The 16487-nt window shown below is 40.9% G+C and carries 17 protein-coding genes; 9 read left to right on the top strand and 8 right to left on the bottom strand.

Translation table 11 applies throughout. The annotated features are described in order from the left end of the window. Positions 1-66: 66 nt before the first annotated feature. From AC0L7Q_RS12680 to AC0L7Q_RS12645, 8 genes are all read left to right on the top strand, one after another. The gene (locus AC0L7Q_RS12680; RefSeq protein ID WP_409423807.1) at positions 67-789 is read left to right on the top strand and encodes an SIMPL domain-containing protein; all 723 of its coding nucleotides are present in this window, start codon (positions 67-69) and stop codon (positions 787-789) included. A 15-nt stretch (positions 790-804) separates the two neighbouring features. Continuing rightward, entirely contained in the window at positions 805-1059 is a 255-nt protein-coding gene (locus AC0L7Q_RS12675) for a hypothetical protein (RefSeq protein WP_409423806.1), read from the top strand. Between the two features lie 173 nt (positions 1060-1232). Then, the gene (gene epd / locus AC0L7Q_RS12670) at positions 1233-2246 is read left to right on the top strand and encodes an erythrose-4-phosphate dehydrogenase (protein ID WP_413400731.1); all 1014 of its coding nucleotides are present in this window, start codon (positions 1233-1235) and stop codon (positions 2244-2246) included. A 43-nt stretch (positions 2247-2289) separates the two neighbouring features. Beyond that, positions 2290-3465, top strand: coding sequence for a phosphoglycerate kinase (locus AC0L7Q_RS12665; protein WP_413400729.1), 1176 nt, complete (start codon positions 2290-2292; stop codon positions 3463-3465). Positions 3466-3676: 211 nt separating this feature from the next. Further along, positions 3677-4741 (top strand): class II fructose-bisphosphate aldolase, encoded by a 1065-nt coding sequence (gene fba / locus AC0L7Q_RS12660; RefSeq protein ID WP_008111197.1) that lies wholly within the window; start codon positions 3677-3679, stop codon positions 4739-4741. Between the two features lie 639 nt (positions 4742-5380). Then, complete coding sequence (phoB, locus tag AC0L7Q_RS12655) at positions 5381-6070, top strand: phosphate regulon transcriptional regulator PhoB (RefSeq protein WP_008111196.1); 690 nt, start codon at positions 5381-5383, stop codon at positions 6068-6070. Between the two features lie 95 nt (positions 6071-6165). Then, a complete protein-coding gene (gene phoR / locus AC0L7Q_RS12650; protein ID WP_413400728.1) occupies positions 6166-7512 on the top strand; it encodes a phosphate regulon sensor histidine kinase PhoR in 1347 nt (448 codons plus the stop codon). Positions 7513-7591: 79 nt separating this feature from the next. Further along, on the top strand, positions 7592-8560 hold the full coding sequence (locus tag AC0L7Q_RS12645; RefSeq protein ID WP_413400727.1) for a PstS family phosphate ABC transporter substrate-binding protein: 969 nt from the start codon (positions 7592-7594) through the stop codon (positions 8558-8560). Positions 8561-8630: 70 nt separating this feature from the next. On the opposite strand, the gene AC0L7Q_RS12640 is transcribed toward AC0L7Q_RS12645, so the two are convergent. From AC0L7Q_RS12640 to sfsA, 8 genes are all read right to left on the bottom strand, one after another. Further along, positions 8631-8846, bottom strand: a complete 216-nt coding sequence (locus AC0L7Q_RS12640) for a hypothetical protein (protein WP_409423801.1) — start codon at positions 8844-8846, stop codon at positions 8631-8633. A 56-nt stretch (positions 8847-8902) separates the two neighbouring features. Further along, complete coding sequence (gene panC, locus AC0L7Q_RS12635) at positions 8903-9751, bottom strand: pantoate--beta-alanine ligase (protein WP_413400725.1); 849 nt, start codon at positions 9749-9751, stop codon at positions 8903-8905. After that, positions 9751-10545 carry a 3-methyl-2-oxobutanoate hydroxymethyltransferase gene (panB, locus tag AC0L7Q_RS12630; RefSeq protein WP_008111181.1) on the bottom strand — a complete coding sequence of 265 codons (795 nt, stop codon included), beginning with the start codon at positions 10543-10545 and terminating at the stop codon, positions 9751-9753. The genes panC and panB overlap by 1 nt, the downstream gene beginning before the upstream one ends. 30 nt (positions 10546-10575) lie before the next feature. Then, positions 10576-11061, bottom strand: a complete 486-nt coding sequence (gene folK, locus AC0L7Q_RS12625) for a 2-amino-4-hydroxy-6-hydroxymethyldihydropteridine diphosphokinase (protein ID WP_409423799.1) — start codon at positions 11059-11061, stop codon at positions 10576-10578. 3 nt (positions 11062-11064) lie between these two features. Continuing rightward, complete coding sequence (pcnB, locus tag AC0L7Q_RS12620; protein WP_178956512.1) at positions 11065-12363, bottom strand: polynucleotide adenylyltransferase PcnB; 1299 nt, start codon at positions 12361-12363, stop codon at positions 11065-11067. Positions 12364-12668: 305 nt separating this feature from the next. Next, positions 12669-13565: a tRNA glutamyl-Q(34) synthetase GluQRS gene (gluQRS, locus tag AC0L7Q_RS12615; protein WP_413400723.1), complete on the bottom strand. Its 897-nt coding sequence runs from the start codon at positions 13563-13565 to the stop codon at positions 12669-12671. Positions 13566-13577: 12 nt separating this feature from the next. Next, positions 13578-14021 (bottom strand): RNA polymerase-binding protein DksA, encoded by a 444-nt coding sequence (gene dksA, locus AC0L7Q_RS12610; protein ID WP_008111170.1) that lies wholly within the window; start codon positions 14019-14021, stop codon positions 13578-13580. Between the two features lie 280 nt (positions 14022-14301). Continuing rightward, entirely contained in the window at positions 14302-15021 is a 720-nt protein-coding gene (gene sfsA / locus AC0L7Q_RS12605; RefSeq protein ID WP_413400722.1) for a DNA/RNA nuclease SfsA, read from the bottom strand. A 144-nt stretch (positions 15022-15165) separates the two neighbouring features. Between sfsA and pepB the strand changes: the two genes are divergently transcribed. Next, a complete protein-coding gene (gene pepB / locus AC0L7Q_RS12600; RefSeq protein ID WP_131691598.1) occupies positions 15166-16464 on the top strand; it encodes an aminopeptidase PepB in 1299 nt (432 codons plus the stop codon). Positions 16465-16487 lie beyond the last annotated feature (23 nt).

Below are 16487 nucleotides of genomic sequence, written 5' to 3'. Positions count from 1 at the left end.
TGTAATGACTATATCTTTAGCTTTTCAATATTAAAAGTATTAATTTACATTGTATTAGGGAGTAATATGAAACTCATCACTGCTATTTTCTTAACCTTATTCCCACTCATCACTTTTGCTAATTCAAGCTTACCTGCTAATCGTCATATTGCAGTGCAAGGTACTGCTGAGATATTGGCAGTGCCTGATATGGCTAACATTTCTTTTGAAGTAATAAGCACTAAAGATACGTTGCTTGAGGCGAAACGTGACGTTGATAACCGAGTTAATTTGCTAATCAAAGGAGCAGATAAATATGGCATTGAGCAAGGCGATATTTTTATCTCTGGTTTAACAAGTCATATAAATAATATGATTGGTATAGAAACAGGTACCGTTTCAGGTGAAAGGTACCTAGCGCGAAAAAGAATTAAAGTAACGTTAAAAGAAATTGAAAGAACAGATGATTTTATTGAATTTGCACAAAGCGTAAAAATAAATAATGTTATGGAAATTGAAAGCTTATCTTCAAAAGGATCTAAATTAGAGGCAAAAGCAACACAAGCAGCAATAGATAACGCCAAAGCTAAGGGAAGCATACTTGCTGAAGCATTTGGCGCTGAACTTGGAAAAGTTTATAGTATTAATTCAACTGCTAATCATCAAAGATACCCTACAAATAACGTAAAGAGTTTTATTTTTTCAGGCTCGGGTGCTAACTCAAATCCATTCGAACAGGTGCGGTATGTGGATGAAACAATAATTTTTACATCATCAATAAGTGTAGTGTTTGACTTAGAAATAAAATAACAATGAGGACACACAATGGAATTAAACTATTTATATATTGGATTTGGTGTTATTGCGTTACTGAATGTAATAGTGAGTGTGTTTTTGATAAAGCGAGATGACTTAGAAGTGTTTCAAAAAGCCGCTCAAATACTATTAGTATGGTTAATTCCGTTGTTTGCAGCAATTGGTCTGTGGCTATTTTATCGTACGCAAGATAGGAGTGTAAACGTGCCTAAAAGCTTTGGTGGAGGTGCAGGAGATAGCACAAATATTGGCGGTGGCTTTTGAACAAGCGTTAATATGTTGCTTAAACAAAGGATTCTAATGGGCACTTTTTAAATGTTAATTCAAAGTTTCTAATGCTTGGCTCTTATAATCAGACCCAAGGTCGATTACAATACCGCCATCTAAAAGGCGACGCTGCCTTTCTCTGTACGTAACTAGAGTGGATTTTATATTTCATGGCAATCAAACTTGCAATTAATGGTTTTGGTCGTATTGGTCGAAATATTGTCCGCGCACTATACGAATCAGGCTTAAGCGACGAGATTAAAATTGTTGCGATTAACGAACTAGCCGACCCTGAAGCTATTGCCCATTTATTAAAATACGACACCTCTCATGGTCGCTTTAGCTTCCCAGTTAAACTAGGTGAAGACACTATCAGCGTTGCTGATGACACCATTGCGTTATTTTGTGAAGAAAATCCAGTTGAATTACCGTGGCAAACGCTAGGTGTTGACGTGGTACTTGAATGTACCGGCGTGTATCACTCACGTGAGCATGCACAGTTACATATTGCCGCAGGTGCTAAAAAAGTGTTGTTTTCGCACCCTGCTGATAATGATGTAGATGCGACTATTGTGTATGGCATAAACGACGATGAGTTGAAAAACGAGCATACTATCGTCTCTAATGGTTCGTGTACCACCAACTGCGTTGTTCCTGTTATTAAAGTACTCGATGATGCCTTTGGTATTGAATCTGGCGCTATTACAACTATTCATGCGTCAATGAACGATCAGCAAGTGATTGATGCGTATCACCATGATTTACGCCGAACTCGTGCCGCCAGCCAATCTATTATTCCGGTAGACACAAAGTTAGCCCGTGGTATCGACCGTATTTTACCTAAATTTAAAGGCCGCTTTGAGGCCATTGCCGTTCGTGTACCGACTATTAATGTGACCGCCATGGATTTAAGTGTCACGGTAAATACCGATGTAGATTTAAGTGCGGTTAATAGTGCGCTTAAAGCACAAGCTAAAGATAGGCTTGAGGGTATTTTAAGTTACACCGAAGAGCCGCTGGTATCGGTTGATTTTAATCACGATCCCCATTCTTGTATTATTGATGGCACACAGACACGTGTTAGTCATAAACGCCTGATAAAGTTATTAGTTTGGTGTGATAACGAGTGGGGATTTGCGAATCGCATGCTTGATACCGCGCGTGCTATGATGGCATTTAAGTAATATTTTAATTTCAGGTTCAGTATCGTTAACTAAGGAGATGTTCATGTCGGTCATAAAAATGGCAGATTTAGATTTAAACGGCAAGCGTGTATTAATTCGTGAAGATTTAAATGTACCCGTTAAAGCAGGTAAAGTGACGTCAGACGCACGTATTCGTGCTGCACTACCTACTATCAAACTTGCGCTAGAAAAAGGTGCAAAAGTGATGGTTATGTCACACCTAGGCCGTCCTACGGAAGGGCAATACGAAGACGAATTTTCATTAGCCCCCGTTGTTGATTACTTAAATGATGCACTTGAGCAAACTGTTCGCCTAGAAAAAGATTACTTAAACGGCGTTGATGTTGCAGATAGCGAAGTGGTTGTTTTTGAAAACGTGCGTTTTAATAAAGGCGAGAAAAAAGACGACGAAGCCTTATCAAAGCAATTAGCTGCATTATGTGACGTTTACGTAATGGATGCCTTTGGTACTGCACATCGCGCACAAGCTTCAACCCATGGTGTGGGTCTGTTTGCTGATGTAGCGTGTGCTGGTCCATTATTATCGGCTGAACTAGAAGCATTAGGTAAAGCACTTGATAACCCAGCTCGTCCGTTAGTAGCAATTGTGGGTGGCTCTAAAGTATCCACTAAATTAACGGTACTTGATTCATTGTCTAAAATTGTTGATCAGCTTGTTACCGGTGGTGGTATTGCCAATACCTTTATTGCCGCTGCTGGCCATCCTGTAGGTAAGTCACTTTATGAAGCTGATTTAATGGATGAAGCAAATCGTTTATGCGCTGCGGCGAAAGCCAACGATGGCGAAATACCGGTACCCACAGATGTTGTTGTAGGTAATGAGTTTTCAGAGTCAGCTGTAGCAACACTTAAAGATGTAAGTGAAGTCAACAGCGAAGATATGATTTTTGATATTGGCCCTGATACTGCTAATCAACTTGCAAAAATTATTGCTAATGCGGGCACTGTTGTATGGAATGGCCCAGTGGGTGTGTTTGAGTTTGATCAATTTGGTAATGGTACACGTGCCATTGCAAAAGCGATTGCTGATTCGAAAGCATTTTCTATTGCAGGCGGTGGTGACACCCTAGCGGCAATTGATAAGTACGGCATTAGTGATAAAGTATCGTATATTTCTACAGGTGGTGGTGCGTTCTTAGAGTTTTTAGAAGGCAAAAAATTACCTGCAGTTGCAATGCTAGAATCACGCGCTAAATAATACCTTTGGGTATTAGCTAGCCGTAAAGCAGATGTGCTTATTTCACATCTGCTACAATTAACGAGTAAATACCTCTCACTTTTATTTAGTCGTTAATAATATGAATTTTAGGCTATTTGCCTTTTAATTCATGGCGCAGTGATTGCGCCAAACTAACAAATCCGTTCAAACTAGGTAGTAAAATAACTACCGATAAATTGGAGAATACCCAATGGCTTTAATCAGTATGCGACAACTTCTGGATCATGCCGCTGAGCATGGTTACGGTGTACCCGCGTTTAATGTAAATAACCAAGAGCAAATGCGCGCAATTATGGAAGCGGCTGATAAAACAAACAGCCCTGTTATTGTGCAAGGTTCTGCGGGCGCACGTGCGTATGCCGGTGCACCTTTTATTCGTCATATGATTTTAGCGGCAGTTGAAGAATGGCCACATATCCCCGTGGTTATGCATCAGGATCACGGTACGTCACCGGGTGTATGTCAACGTTCAATTCAGTTAGGTTTTTCATCAGTTATGATGGATGGCTCATTAATGAGCGATGGCAAAACTCCGTCAAGCTACGATTACAACGTTGATGTAACACGTAAAACAGTTGAAATGGCACACGCATGTGGTGTTTCAGTTGAGGGTGAGTTAGGTGTATTAGGTTCACTTGAAACTGGTGAAGCGGGTGAAGAAGACGGCGTTGGCGCTGAGGGTAAACTTACTACAGAGCAAATGCTAACGAACCCAGAAGAAGCGGCTGATTTTGTAAATAAAACCCATGTTGATGCGCTGGCTATTGCCTGTGGTACATCACACGGTGCCTACAAATTTACGCGTCCACCAACCGACGATATTTTAGCGATTGATCGTATTAAAGAAATTCATGCGCGTATACCAAACACGCATTTAGTAATGCATGGTTCGTCTTCTGTTCCACAAGAGTGGTTAGAAGTGATCAACCAATACGGTGGTGAGATCCCAGAAACTTACGGTGTGCCAGTTGAGCAAATTGTTGAAGGTATTAAATACGGTGTGCGTAAGGTGAACATTGATACCGACTTACGTTTAGCGTCTACCGGTGCAATTCGCCGTCATTTAGCAATGAACCCGTCTAACTTCGACCCACGTAAGTTCTTAGCTGCTGCAACGCAAGCGATGACTGATATTTGTATTGCCCGTTACGAAGCGTTTGGTACTGCAGGCCAAGCAAGTAAAATTAAGCCAATTTCATTGGATGAAATGCACCTTAAATACTTAAGCGGTGAGCTAAACCCAAAAATAAAGTAATGAGCCAATAATAGCGATACTCTCGCACTCATTATAAAAGCCAGTTGCCTATGCACTGGCTTTTTTGATCTGTGGGGGATCAGTATTTTACCTAGTTATTAATTTGGGATCACTCGATTACTAACTGGTCTCATCTGGGATCATTACTTTACTAACTAAAGCGCTAAAATGAGCTTGTTTTACTCATTTAGGCATCGGAAAGCGCAATGATAGAATGAAAATCATACAAAAAATCATTGGTTTAGCTTTAGTAGTGGGTAAAATAGTGATCCGTAAAGGGATCTGCTTGATAAAACTCTGATCCTGATATTTAAGATCTTAATAAAGCTGATCTAAATAGTGTCGTGGCGCAGTCGGCTTTTATGATCAGACTAAAAATATAGCTGTTAAAACTCGTCGCTTAGTAATTTGATGATCTCATAAATAATATTAAAACTACGCGCAGTTATTAAGCTATTTATACTTTAAACCGCTTTTTTATTTACAGCTTATGATGATGCAAAGGTGACATATTTAATTTTTTGTCACTATTTTGTGTTTTTTTTACGCTCATTTTGATTTCCACGTTACACTTTAATAAAAATGTCATACTTAGTCATAATAATGAAACCTACTCAATAGCCTAAGAGATAAATTGGAATGTCACGTAAAGTATTAGTCGTTGATGACGAAGCACCTATCAGGGAAATGTTGGTTTTTGTTTTAGAACAAAATGGGTTTCAAGCCATTGAGGCAGAAGATTATGATTCTGCAATATCTGCAATGGTTGAACCTTATCCAGATATGGTGTTACTTGATTGGATGCTACCTGGCGGTAGTGGAATTCAAATCGCTAAAAAATTCAAACAAAATGAACACACACGCCAAATACCTATCATTATGCTGACAGCTCGCGGCGAAGAAGAAGATAAAATACGCGGTTTAGAGGTCGGTGCTGATGATTACGTTACTAAGCCGTTTTCACCTAAAGAGTTAATGGCGCGTATTAAAGCGGTTATTCGTCGTGTTGCTCCGACCTCACTTGAAGAGGCCATTGAAGTACATGGTTTGCGTTTAGATCCTATTTCGCATCGTGTGACTTCAGGTGGCAGTGAGCTTGATATGGGACCAACGGAATTTCGACTGTTACACTTTTTTATGACCCATCCAGAGCGTGTATATAGCCGAGAGCAATTACTTGATCATGTATGGGGTACTAATGTCTATGTTGAAGATAGAACTGTAGATGTTCATATCCGTCGCTTGCGTAAAGCGATTGCTACGCTTGGGCATGACCGATTAGTACAAACGGTACGCGGAGCTGGTTATCGCTTTTCGAGTAAATTATAGTTGTGCTTTATAATTAAGCTTACTAAGTTAAGTAGCAATCTATTAACCTAGCATAGTCAAACTATCTGCTAGCGTTTATAAGGTAAAGAGCGTGTATGTATCGAGTTATTAACAAGCAGGCGTTAACCAAACGGCTGTTTGTCTATTTTATACCTTTGCTTTTAATTGGGGTGCTTATTGGTGCCCCATTTTTGATGTTGTTTTTGGGCGCTTTTTCGCTACTTATGTGGCATTACCATCAGCTTTATCGCTTAAGTGACTGGCTGCATAATCAACGCAGTTTTAATCCGCCTGAAGGGGAGGGGTCGTGGGAGCAAGTATTTGAAGGTATTTACCAGCTGCAACATCGCAATCGTAAAAAGCGTAATGAACTGGCAGAACTGATACGGCGTTTTCGCGACGGCGCTGAGGCCGTACCCGATGCCGTTGTTGTGCTACAAAACGACTTATCAATTGTGTGGTGTAATCAGCTTGCACTCAAAGTATTAGGGTTACAGTGGCCGGTTGATCATGGTCAGCGCTTAGATAACTTAATTCGCGATCCTAAATTTGCTAAATATATGCGCCGAAAAGAGTTTAGCGATGCATTGGAGCTTGAAAGTGGCCACAGTGTTGAGCAAGTTCTTGAATTTAGGGTGATGCCCTATGCTAATACACAGTTGTTGGTAGTGGTACGCGATGTTACTCGCTTAAAGCAACTTGAACAAATGCGTAAAGACTTTGTAGCAAACGTCTCTCATGAGCTCAGAACCCCTTTAACAGTTGTTACCGGCTACCTTGAAATGCTCGATAGTGATTCACTCCCACCGCCTGCAATGTGGAATAAAGCTCAAACCACTATGCTAGAGCAATGTAAACGAATGGATAGCTTGGTGAATCAGCTGTTGTCGTTATCGCGCATCGAAGGGGGAAAGCAACACAGTAATGACAAAGCGGTGAATGTGCCACGATTATTAAATTTAATTGAAACAGAGGCGAAATCTATTAATCAAGACAAAAGTCATCAACTTATTTTTAAGATTGATGCGTCACTTGATATTACCGGTGCTGAGGATGAACTTAGAAGTGCATTTTCAAATTTAGTATTTAATGCCATTCATTATACTAAACCAGGCGGTAAAATAGAGGTGCTTTGGCAGCGCAACAATGAACAAGCATGCTTTAGTGTTACCGATAATGGTGATGGTATTGCGCCTGAGCATATTAACCGCTTAACTGAGCGTTTTTATCGAGTAGATAAAGCCAGAAGCCGTACCACAGGTGGCTCTGGGCTTGGTTTGGCAATTACTAAACATGTACTTACTCGCCACGGTAGTCAATTAAAAATTCACAGTGAACTGGGTAAAGGTTCTTGTTTTTCTTTCGCGTTTTCAAGCGATAGACTTATCGCTATTTCGCCGTTAGTCGCGAGTAATACAGCTAGTCATAAAAGTGTCATTTAAGAGTCACACCATTGTCATGTACTCACTTTAGAGTGAACCGCAGTTAGGAAATGGGACGAACAAACTGGAGAACCCCAAAATGAAATTTAAAAACTTAGTTGCCGCAATGGGTGTGGCTGTTACAACATTTGTATCTGCACAAGCGGTTGCATTAGAAGACGGTATTCCTGAGTATCAAAAAATTAGCGGTGTATCAGGTAACTTTTCATCAGTAGGGTCTGACACATTAGCCAACATGATGACCTTTTGGGCTGAAGAATATAAGCGTATTTACCCAAATGTAAATATTCAAATTCAAGCGGCAGGTTCGTCTACTGCGCCACCAGCACTAACTGAAGGTACGGCTAACTTAGGTCCAATGAGCCGTGCAATGAAGTCAAAAGAGATTGAAGCATTTGAAAAGCGTCATGGCTACAAACCAACACAAGTGCGTGTAGCAATTGATGCGTTGGCCGTATTTGTACACAAAGATAACCCAATCGAAGGACTACGCATTGATCAAATCGATGCTATTTTCTCATCAACTCGTAAATGTGGTGCATCAGAGCAAGTAAATCGCTGGAGTGATGTTGGTCTAGAAGGTGATTGGGCTGCAAAAGACGTGCAATTATACGGACGTAACTCAGTATCAGGTACTTACGGTTACTTTAAAAAGAAAGCGTTATGTAAAGGTGATTTTCGTAATAACGTGAACGAGCAACCGGGTTCTGCTTCTGTTGTACAGTCAATTTCAGCGTCGTTAAATGCGATTGGTTACTCTGGCATTGGTTATAAAACATCAGGTGTGCGTACTGTTCCGTTATCGAAAAAAGGCACTAACTTTGTTGATGCTACACTTGAAAACGTAGCACAAGGTAAATACCCACTATCACGTTTTTTATATGTTTATGTAAATAAACACCCAAATAAGCCACTTGGCCCAGTAGAAGCTGAGTTCTTAAAGATGGTACTTTCTCAAGAAGGTCAAAAAATAGTAGAAAAAGATGGCTATGTACCACTTTCTGCAAAGTTAGTTGAACTAGAGCTTAAAAAGTTAGGCTTGAAATAAGCAGCTAGCAGCCAAAGCAAATAATAAAAAACCGCTCATTGAGCGGTTTTTTTGTTTTACTTAATATTATTTAGTTTGTTGCTTTACCTAAGTTTTCAGCTTGTACTTTGCATTGATTGTAAGCCTCAATACATTTTGATGAACAAACCTGCGATTTAAGACTATCGGTGGTTGTTTGCTGTTCGCAGCTGGTTTCACATTGATAACTTTGTTGAGCACACTGATTAAGTGCTGGATTCCCCGGCTGGCTCTGGCAGCCAGCAATAACTGCAAACGAAAAAGCCACGAGGCTAGTTTTAAAAAAGTTTTCATGCTTATCCTTAAAATGAGGCCACACCAGTATTAAACTTCAACCTGAATATTGTCGATTAATCTAACACTACCTAAAAAGGCGGCAGCTAAAATTACAAATCGTGTATCTTCGAGTGTAGCAGCTTTTAATGTATCTCGTTGAGCTATCGAAAAATAATCTGGTTTTAGGCCTGCGTTTTCTAATGCGTTCTTTGCTTCACTTTCTAATGTAGCAAAGTCTTTATTACCGCTTTTTATTTGCTGCGCACAATGCTTTAAGGTATTAAATAAAGCAGGAGCGGTTTGTCTTTCCTCAGTTGATAAGTACCCATTACGCGAGCTCATGGCAAGGCCGCTAACTTCACGCATGGTAGGTACACCAATAATTTCTACTGGTATTGATAAGTCAGTAGCCATGGTTTTAACAACTTGTAGCTGCTGAAAATCTTTTTCACCAAAACAAGCATAATCAGGCTGTACTAAATTAAATAGCTTAGTAACAACAGTCGCTACGCCTTTAAAGTGACCTGGGCGTGAACCACCACAATATCCCATTGAAATACCAGGCACATCAACAAAGCTTTGCGCGCCTAAACCATTAGGGTAAATAGTCTTAACACTGGGGATAAACAAAATGTCTGTTTCAAGATCAGCTAACCCTTGCTTATCAGCATCTAGAGTACGCGGATAACTGTCTAAATCTTCGTTAGCACCAAATTGCATTGGGTTAACAAAAATGCTCACTACCACTTTATCGGCCAGTGTTTTAGCTTTTTCTACCAGTGAAAAATGACCACGGTGTAAGTTGCCCATAGTAGGAACAAATGCCACGCTTAAACCGGCTTGGCGCCAGGTTCTAATCTGACTGCGTAATGATTTTATTTCAGTGATTGATTGCATTATTTAAACTCGTGTTCAGCGCTTGGGAATACGCCGCTTTTGACATCGTTACAATACTTTTTAACTGCAGCAGGCATATTGCCTGTTTCGAGTAAAAAGTTTTTTGAAAATTTAGGAATATAACCTGCAGAAATGCCCACCAAGTCGTGCATAACCAAAATTTGACCATCGGTTACATTACCTGCACCAATCCCGATTGTAGGGATGCTCAATGACTCTGTAACGCGTTTTGCTAAGGCACTTGGAATACATTCAAGCACCAGTAGTTGAGCACCTGCGGCTTCTAATGCTTTTGCATCGGCAATAATTTTTTGCGCTTGCGCTTCTTCACGGCCCTGGATTTTAAAACCACCGAATACATGCACAGATTGCGGTGTAAGCCCCAAATGGCCACACACTGGAATACCTTGTTGGGTGAGTGATTTAATGCTGTCATGCAGCCATTCACCGCCTTCAAGTTTGACCATATTAGCACCTGCACGCATCAGCTCTGCAGCATTTTTACACGCATCATTTGGGTTTGCGTAGGTCATAAACGGTAAGTCAGCTATAACAAATAAATCACGGCTTCCTGCGCGCACACAGCGAGTATGGTAGGCAATTTCTTGGTTTGTAACCGCTAAGGTATCATCGCCACCTTGTAATACCATACCCAAAGAATCACCAACTAAAACAACATCAACGCCGTTATCATGAAATAACTTAGCAAAACTAGCATCGTAAGCTGTTAACGCAGTGATTTTATTACTTTCAGCCTTCATTTTATTCAAAGTTGAAACGGTTATTTTAGACATAATATTCTCGCAGACAATGGCCTTAATTAATTACCGTGGTAATTGTTGTAAGTCGTTAAGCGGTAGGGTATTTGCTATCTGTTGGATAGATGCGCCGCTAGGTAAAATCAGTTCTGGTGCAATTTCTTGCAATGGGTAAACAACAAATTCTCGCTCAGTTAACCCGTAATGAGGTACGGTTAAACGTTCGGTATTTAAAATGTGTTCACCAAATAATAAAATATCAATATCAAGTGTGCGTGCGCCCCAGCGCTCAGCCTTTCTAACTCGACCATGTTTCAGCTCTATGGCTTGGGTTAAATCGAGTAGTTGCTCTGGCTCAAGTGAAGTGTTGATACAGGCGACTGCATTCACATAATCAGGTTGATCTTGTGGTCCCATAGGCTTGCTCGCATAATAATGCGAGCAGGCTATAAACTCGCTGCTTGGCAAGCTTTTAAGTGCAATAACAGCGTTATCAAGTTGTTTTTTAGGGCTGTTGAGGTTTGCACCTAACCCCAAATAGACACGTTGCATTATTTACTCAGCTGGCTTTTTAGTAGTACGACGACGAGGTCGCTTGCGTGGCTTTGGGCCACCTTGATGACCAAGCTCTCGTACCATTTCTTTTTGGCCATTAATATCTTGACCTAAGTATTGTGTCCACCACTGTGCCAGCTCTGTATGCTCAGTTTCACCAGCATCAACACGCAATAGTAAAAAATCATAAGCGGCTTTAAAGCGCGGTTGCTGTGTTAAACGATAGGCACGCTGGCCAGCACGTTTATCTAAGCGTTGTTGAATATGCCAAATATCACGGGCACCTAAAGTAAAGCGTTTTGGTACGGCAATATGTTGGGCATTCTCACTCAGTACTTTATTAATTGCTTGAGCAAATGCATCGTATTCTGATAGTTGCTCTTGGCGTCTAATTTTTTCAGTACGCTCAATCAGCGGGAACCACAGTAATGCTGCAAATACGAATGCAGGAGTGACTTTTTTATCTGCATTAATACGGATATCAGTGTTGGCAAACATTTGCTTTATGAAGGTTTCTTCAAGTCCACCAGGGTTTTTATTTAAAATACGGTCTAGCTCAGGAAATAATGACTTAAATAAACCGTACTGACGCAGCATTATAAAGTTTTGCTGTGCTTTGCCGTTTAAAAATAGCTTGAGTATTTCTTCAAATAAACGCGCTGGCGGAATATTATCAAGCAAGCTCGCTAATTCGGTAATCGGCTTTTCGCTTGCTGGCGCTATTTGCATATCTAACTTGGTGGCAAAGCGCACTGCGCGAAGCATACGTACCGGATCTTCACGGTAGCGTGTTTCAGGATCGCCAATTAACTCTATTTGTTTTGCTTTGATAGCGGCTAAGCCATTAGCGTAATCGTAAACACAAAAATCATTAATCGAGTAGTATAAAGCGTTGATTGAAAAATCACGACGTTCTGCATCTTCTTCAATGCTACCAAATACGTTATCGCGAAGAAGTTGCCCATGTTCACTTGACTGGCTAATTTGATTTTTATCTTCTTGTGCTTCGTGATGGCCGCGCATTGTGGCCACTTCAATAATCTCACGGCCAAAAACAATGTGCGCCAAACGAAAGCGGCGACCAATTAAGCGACAGTTACGAAACAGTTTTTTTACTTGCTCAGGGGTGGCATTGGTTACAACATCAAAATCTTTAGGTTGTTGGCCTAACAATACATCGCGAATGCAACCACCAACTAAGTAGGCATCATAGCCACCATCTTTTAGGCGGTAGAGTACTTTGATTGCATTTGGGCTAAATTGTTTGCGAGAAATACCATGCTCACCTCTAGGGATCACTAACGGCTCACTGCTGATTGCGACATTTTCGTTATTGGCACTTGGGCCGATAATTTGTCGACAAAATTGAAAAAGCTTGGAAATAATAGTCTGTCTCCTAGAGAAGCGGTTGATTTGCTCGCCATTGCAATCAAAATCACAGCAAGTATTCGCTTAAAGCGTGATTCTTACCGTTTAATGTAATTAGCATATATTTAGGCGGCTATCATATACCAGCAAGGTAAAAAAATTAAGTTGCAGCACTGAAATTAAGCCATTTTTAACGATTTTATTTGAATTAATCACACGTAATACGTAATGGGAGGTTAAATCTGTATTTCGCGCTTAGCAGGAACAAGGCTTAAGTTAAAATGCGCCACGCCCCAAGCGAGTAATTGTTCTGTGTTTAAATCCATTAGTTGCTCATGTATTGGCAAGCCTAAAAATTCGAATACAGCTATTAAAGTGGGCTTTGGATTTTGTTTGCAAATTGCAGGGGCGTAATTTTGCTTAGACAGTTTAAACCCTGGTTTTGCTACAGCCAAAGGCAAATGAGCAAACTCTGGAATAGGGCAATTTAGCTGTTTAAATAAGCTAATTTGACGCGCAGTCGGTTCAATTAAATCAGCGCCTCGTACAATTCGGTTGATCCCTTGCTCAATGTCATCAATAACCACCACCAGTTGATAGGCAAATAAACCGTCGCTGCGTTTTATTATGTAATCTTCATGAGCGAGAGCTGGGTCCACGTCAATATGCCCTTGAATAAGGTCTCTATAATCAACGGTTGCATAACATTGAGTTAAACGTAAGGCATGACCTTGCTCACTTAGTTGGCTGTGTTTACATCGCCCTTGATAAATACCGCCGAGGGCTCTTATTTGCTTACGGGAGCATTGGCAGGCATAAACAAGCTGTTGTTGTGACAGAGCGTGAACGGCATCTTGATAAATAGTAAGACGCTGTGTTTGGTACACAACGTTTTCATCCCAATTGAGGTTATAGGCGTCTAAGGTATTTAGGATATCGGTGGCGGCGCCTTTTACAACGCGAGTGGTGTCTATATCTTCAATGCGAACTAACCACTTTCCTTGGTTAGCTTTTGCATCAAGGTAGCTACCTACAGCCGCCACAAGTGAGCCAAAATGTAACGGTCCGGACGGGGACGGTGCAAATCGGCCGCGATAGTTAGATACTTGCGCAGTAACGGCTGTAGAAGACATGGCTATACTTAATTAGCCGCGTCCAGATTGCTTTTCTTTGATTTCAGCAAGTGTTTTACAGTCTACACATAAATCAGCAGTAGGGCGCGCTTCTAAGCGGCGAATGCCAATTTCAATGCCACAAGACTCACAAAAGCCAAATTCGTCTTCTTTAATTAATATAATTGTTTTTTCAATTTTTTTAATTAACTTACGTTCGCGGTCACGAGTACGAAGCTCTAATGAGAACTCTTCTTCTTGTGCTGCGCGGTCAACGGGATCAGGAAAGTTAGCTGCTTCGTCTTGCATGTGTGATTTGGTACGATCAACTTCGTTACGTAAATCATTACGCCAAGTTTCTAAAATTGTTTTGAAATGAGCACGTTGTGCATCATTCATGTACTCTTCACCCGGTTTTTCTTGGTATGGTTCTAAACCGGCTTGAGCCAATAAACCATGTCTTTTTTGGTCTGGCATAACTCTCTCCTAAATCCTTAATTTAATGCCTCAGCATTAGCCGGCGGTATAAATAACAGAAACTCATACCCTAGGCAAATTTATTTTTAAATAATCGAATTAGCTTAACCCTGTTTGGTGATATAAAAGTAGTAAAAGTACTACTTATACTTTCTTATCACAGTATTGGTTTATAAACTGGCGTAGTTATATGGGCAATAATAATAAAAACAACTTATTTTTACTTTTTGACTAAGTATTTTTTTGGCGTAGCGCAATACCAACGTTTAAATGCGCGCTTTTACTCAACAAACGCTACTTTCTCAACTAAAGTTACCTCACTGGCAGAAATATGGGCTTTATAAGCTAATACTTCTACGCCTTGCGCAATCGCTTCGCTAAGTAATTGTGCATAGGTTGAATCTATATGCGCCGCTGCACTCACTTGTGTGATCCCTTGATGTAGCACCGCAAATAGTAATACCGCACGATGCCCTTGTTTTACCATTTCGATTAATTCACGAATATGCTTTTGCCCACGAACTGTTTGCGCATCTGGGAAGTAACCTTGGCCACTTTGTGGATGCTCTTCACTCAGCAGCGTGACTGATTTAACTTCAACATAGCAATTGGCTTTACTGCTGTGGGTAAGTAAAAAGTCGATACGGCTGTTTTCACTGCCATACTTCACTTCACTTTGGACTTGCTGATAGCCTGTCAGCTCTTTAATTACTTCAGCGTTAATCGCTTCTTCTACTACTTTGTTAGCAACGGCTGTATTTACACAAATAAGCTGTGATAAGTTATTTTGCGTCAGCTCTAATGACTGTGGGTACTTTCGTTTGGTGTTACTGCTGGTGGAATAAAAGGCATTAAAACCAGAGTCAGCACAGCCCGTCATTTTCCCCGTATTAGCACAGTGAGCGGTAAAAGTGTTGCCATCACTGAGCTCTAAATCGGCTAAAAAGCGTTTGTAACGTTTTAATAACGTAGCAGATTGTAATGGCGGGGTGTACTTCATTAATGACTTCCTTATATAACCAGAATTCAGGCTAAGTAAAATAAGACTTTGCGGACTATTTGAGGTTATTTACCGCAAGCAGTTGGGAACTTAGGCGCGCTATAGTAAACTCGACCATACATTTAAGTGCAAGGATATTCTAACATGAGTGAAAAATTTGTTGTTCAATTAAGCGAGCAATCGGCACCAGGACACTGGGGCGAAAGTGCGTCACTATCTTTTAACGAACACGGCGCAACGGTTCATTTATCTGAGCAAGAAACATTAAAAAACGTGCAAAAAGCAGGTCGTACTATTGCAAGCCAAGGTATTAAAAGTGTTGTGCTTGAAGGCGATGTTTGGTGTACAGAGAGCCAATGGGCATTTTACCAAGGCTTTGTATCACCAAAAGTACTGCACGGTGTTGAGTTTGTTGATAATGCACAATCTGATTTAAAAGAGCTTGCTGATTTAAAAGCTTCAGCAACGTGGGCACGTGAAATGGTTAACGGCACCGCCGATGACATTTACCCAGAGAGCCTGGCAGAAAAAGCGGCAGAATTTATTCAATCACTGGCACCAGAGCATGTTAGCTACCAAATAATAAAAGGCGATGCGCTATTAGAGCAGCAATGGATTGGTATTCATGCTGTCGGTCGTGGTAGTGAACGCCCACCTGTATTACTTGAGCTTGATTACAACCCAACTGGCGATGATAACGCACCTGTAAGCGCAGCACTTGTAGGTAAAGGTATTACATTTGACTCAGGCGGTTACTCAATTAAATCTAGCGAAGGCATGTTAGGCATGAAGTGCGATATGGGCGGAGCTGCAACGGTAACTGCAGGTTTAGCGCTGGCCATTAATCGTGGTGTAGAAAAGCGCATTAAGTTGTTTTTATGTTGTGCAGAGAACTTAATTTCCGGTCATGCATACAAACTAGGTGACATTCTTACCTACAAAAATGGCACAACCGTTGAAATTGTAAACACAGATGCTGAAGGCCGTTTAGTATTAGCTGATGGCCTAATGGCGGCAGGTGAGACGGGTGCACCACTTATTATTGATGCAGCAACATTAACGGGCGCAGCCCTTGTTGCCGTTGGTCAAGAATACAACGCGTTATTTGCCCTTGATAAAGAGCTAGTACGTGAAGTAGAAGACTTTGCATCACAAGAAATGGAAGCCGCATGGCCATTACCGCTTGAAAAGTGGCATCAACAAAACTGCCCATCACCGTATGCCGATACAGCAAACAGCCGTGCACAAAAAGGCGGTGGCTATGGTGGTGCCTCAAATGCAGCAGGTTTCTTATCTCGCTTTGTGCCAAACGATGGTAAAGGTTGGGTACATATTGATTTAGCGGCAGCATTTAATATGGGTGGTGGTACTAGCCAGTGGGCTTCAGGTGCAACTACACAAGGTATGCGTACAGTAGCGCGCACCTTGCTTGAAAAAGCATAATCAACTCAGACTAAGCAATTAGT

Source organism: Pseudoalteromonas sp. KJ63-1, assembly GCF_055808145.1.
The sequence above is the reverse complement of the archived record's forward strand: the minus strand, read 5'-3'. Positions and strand labels throughout refer to the sequence as shown.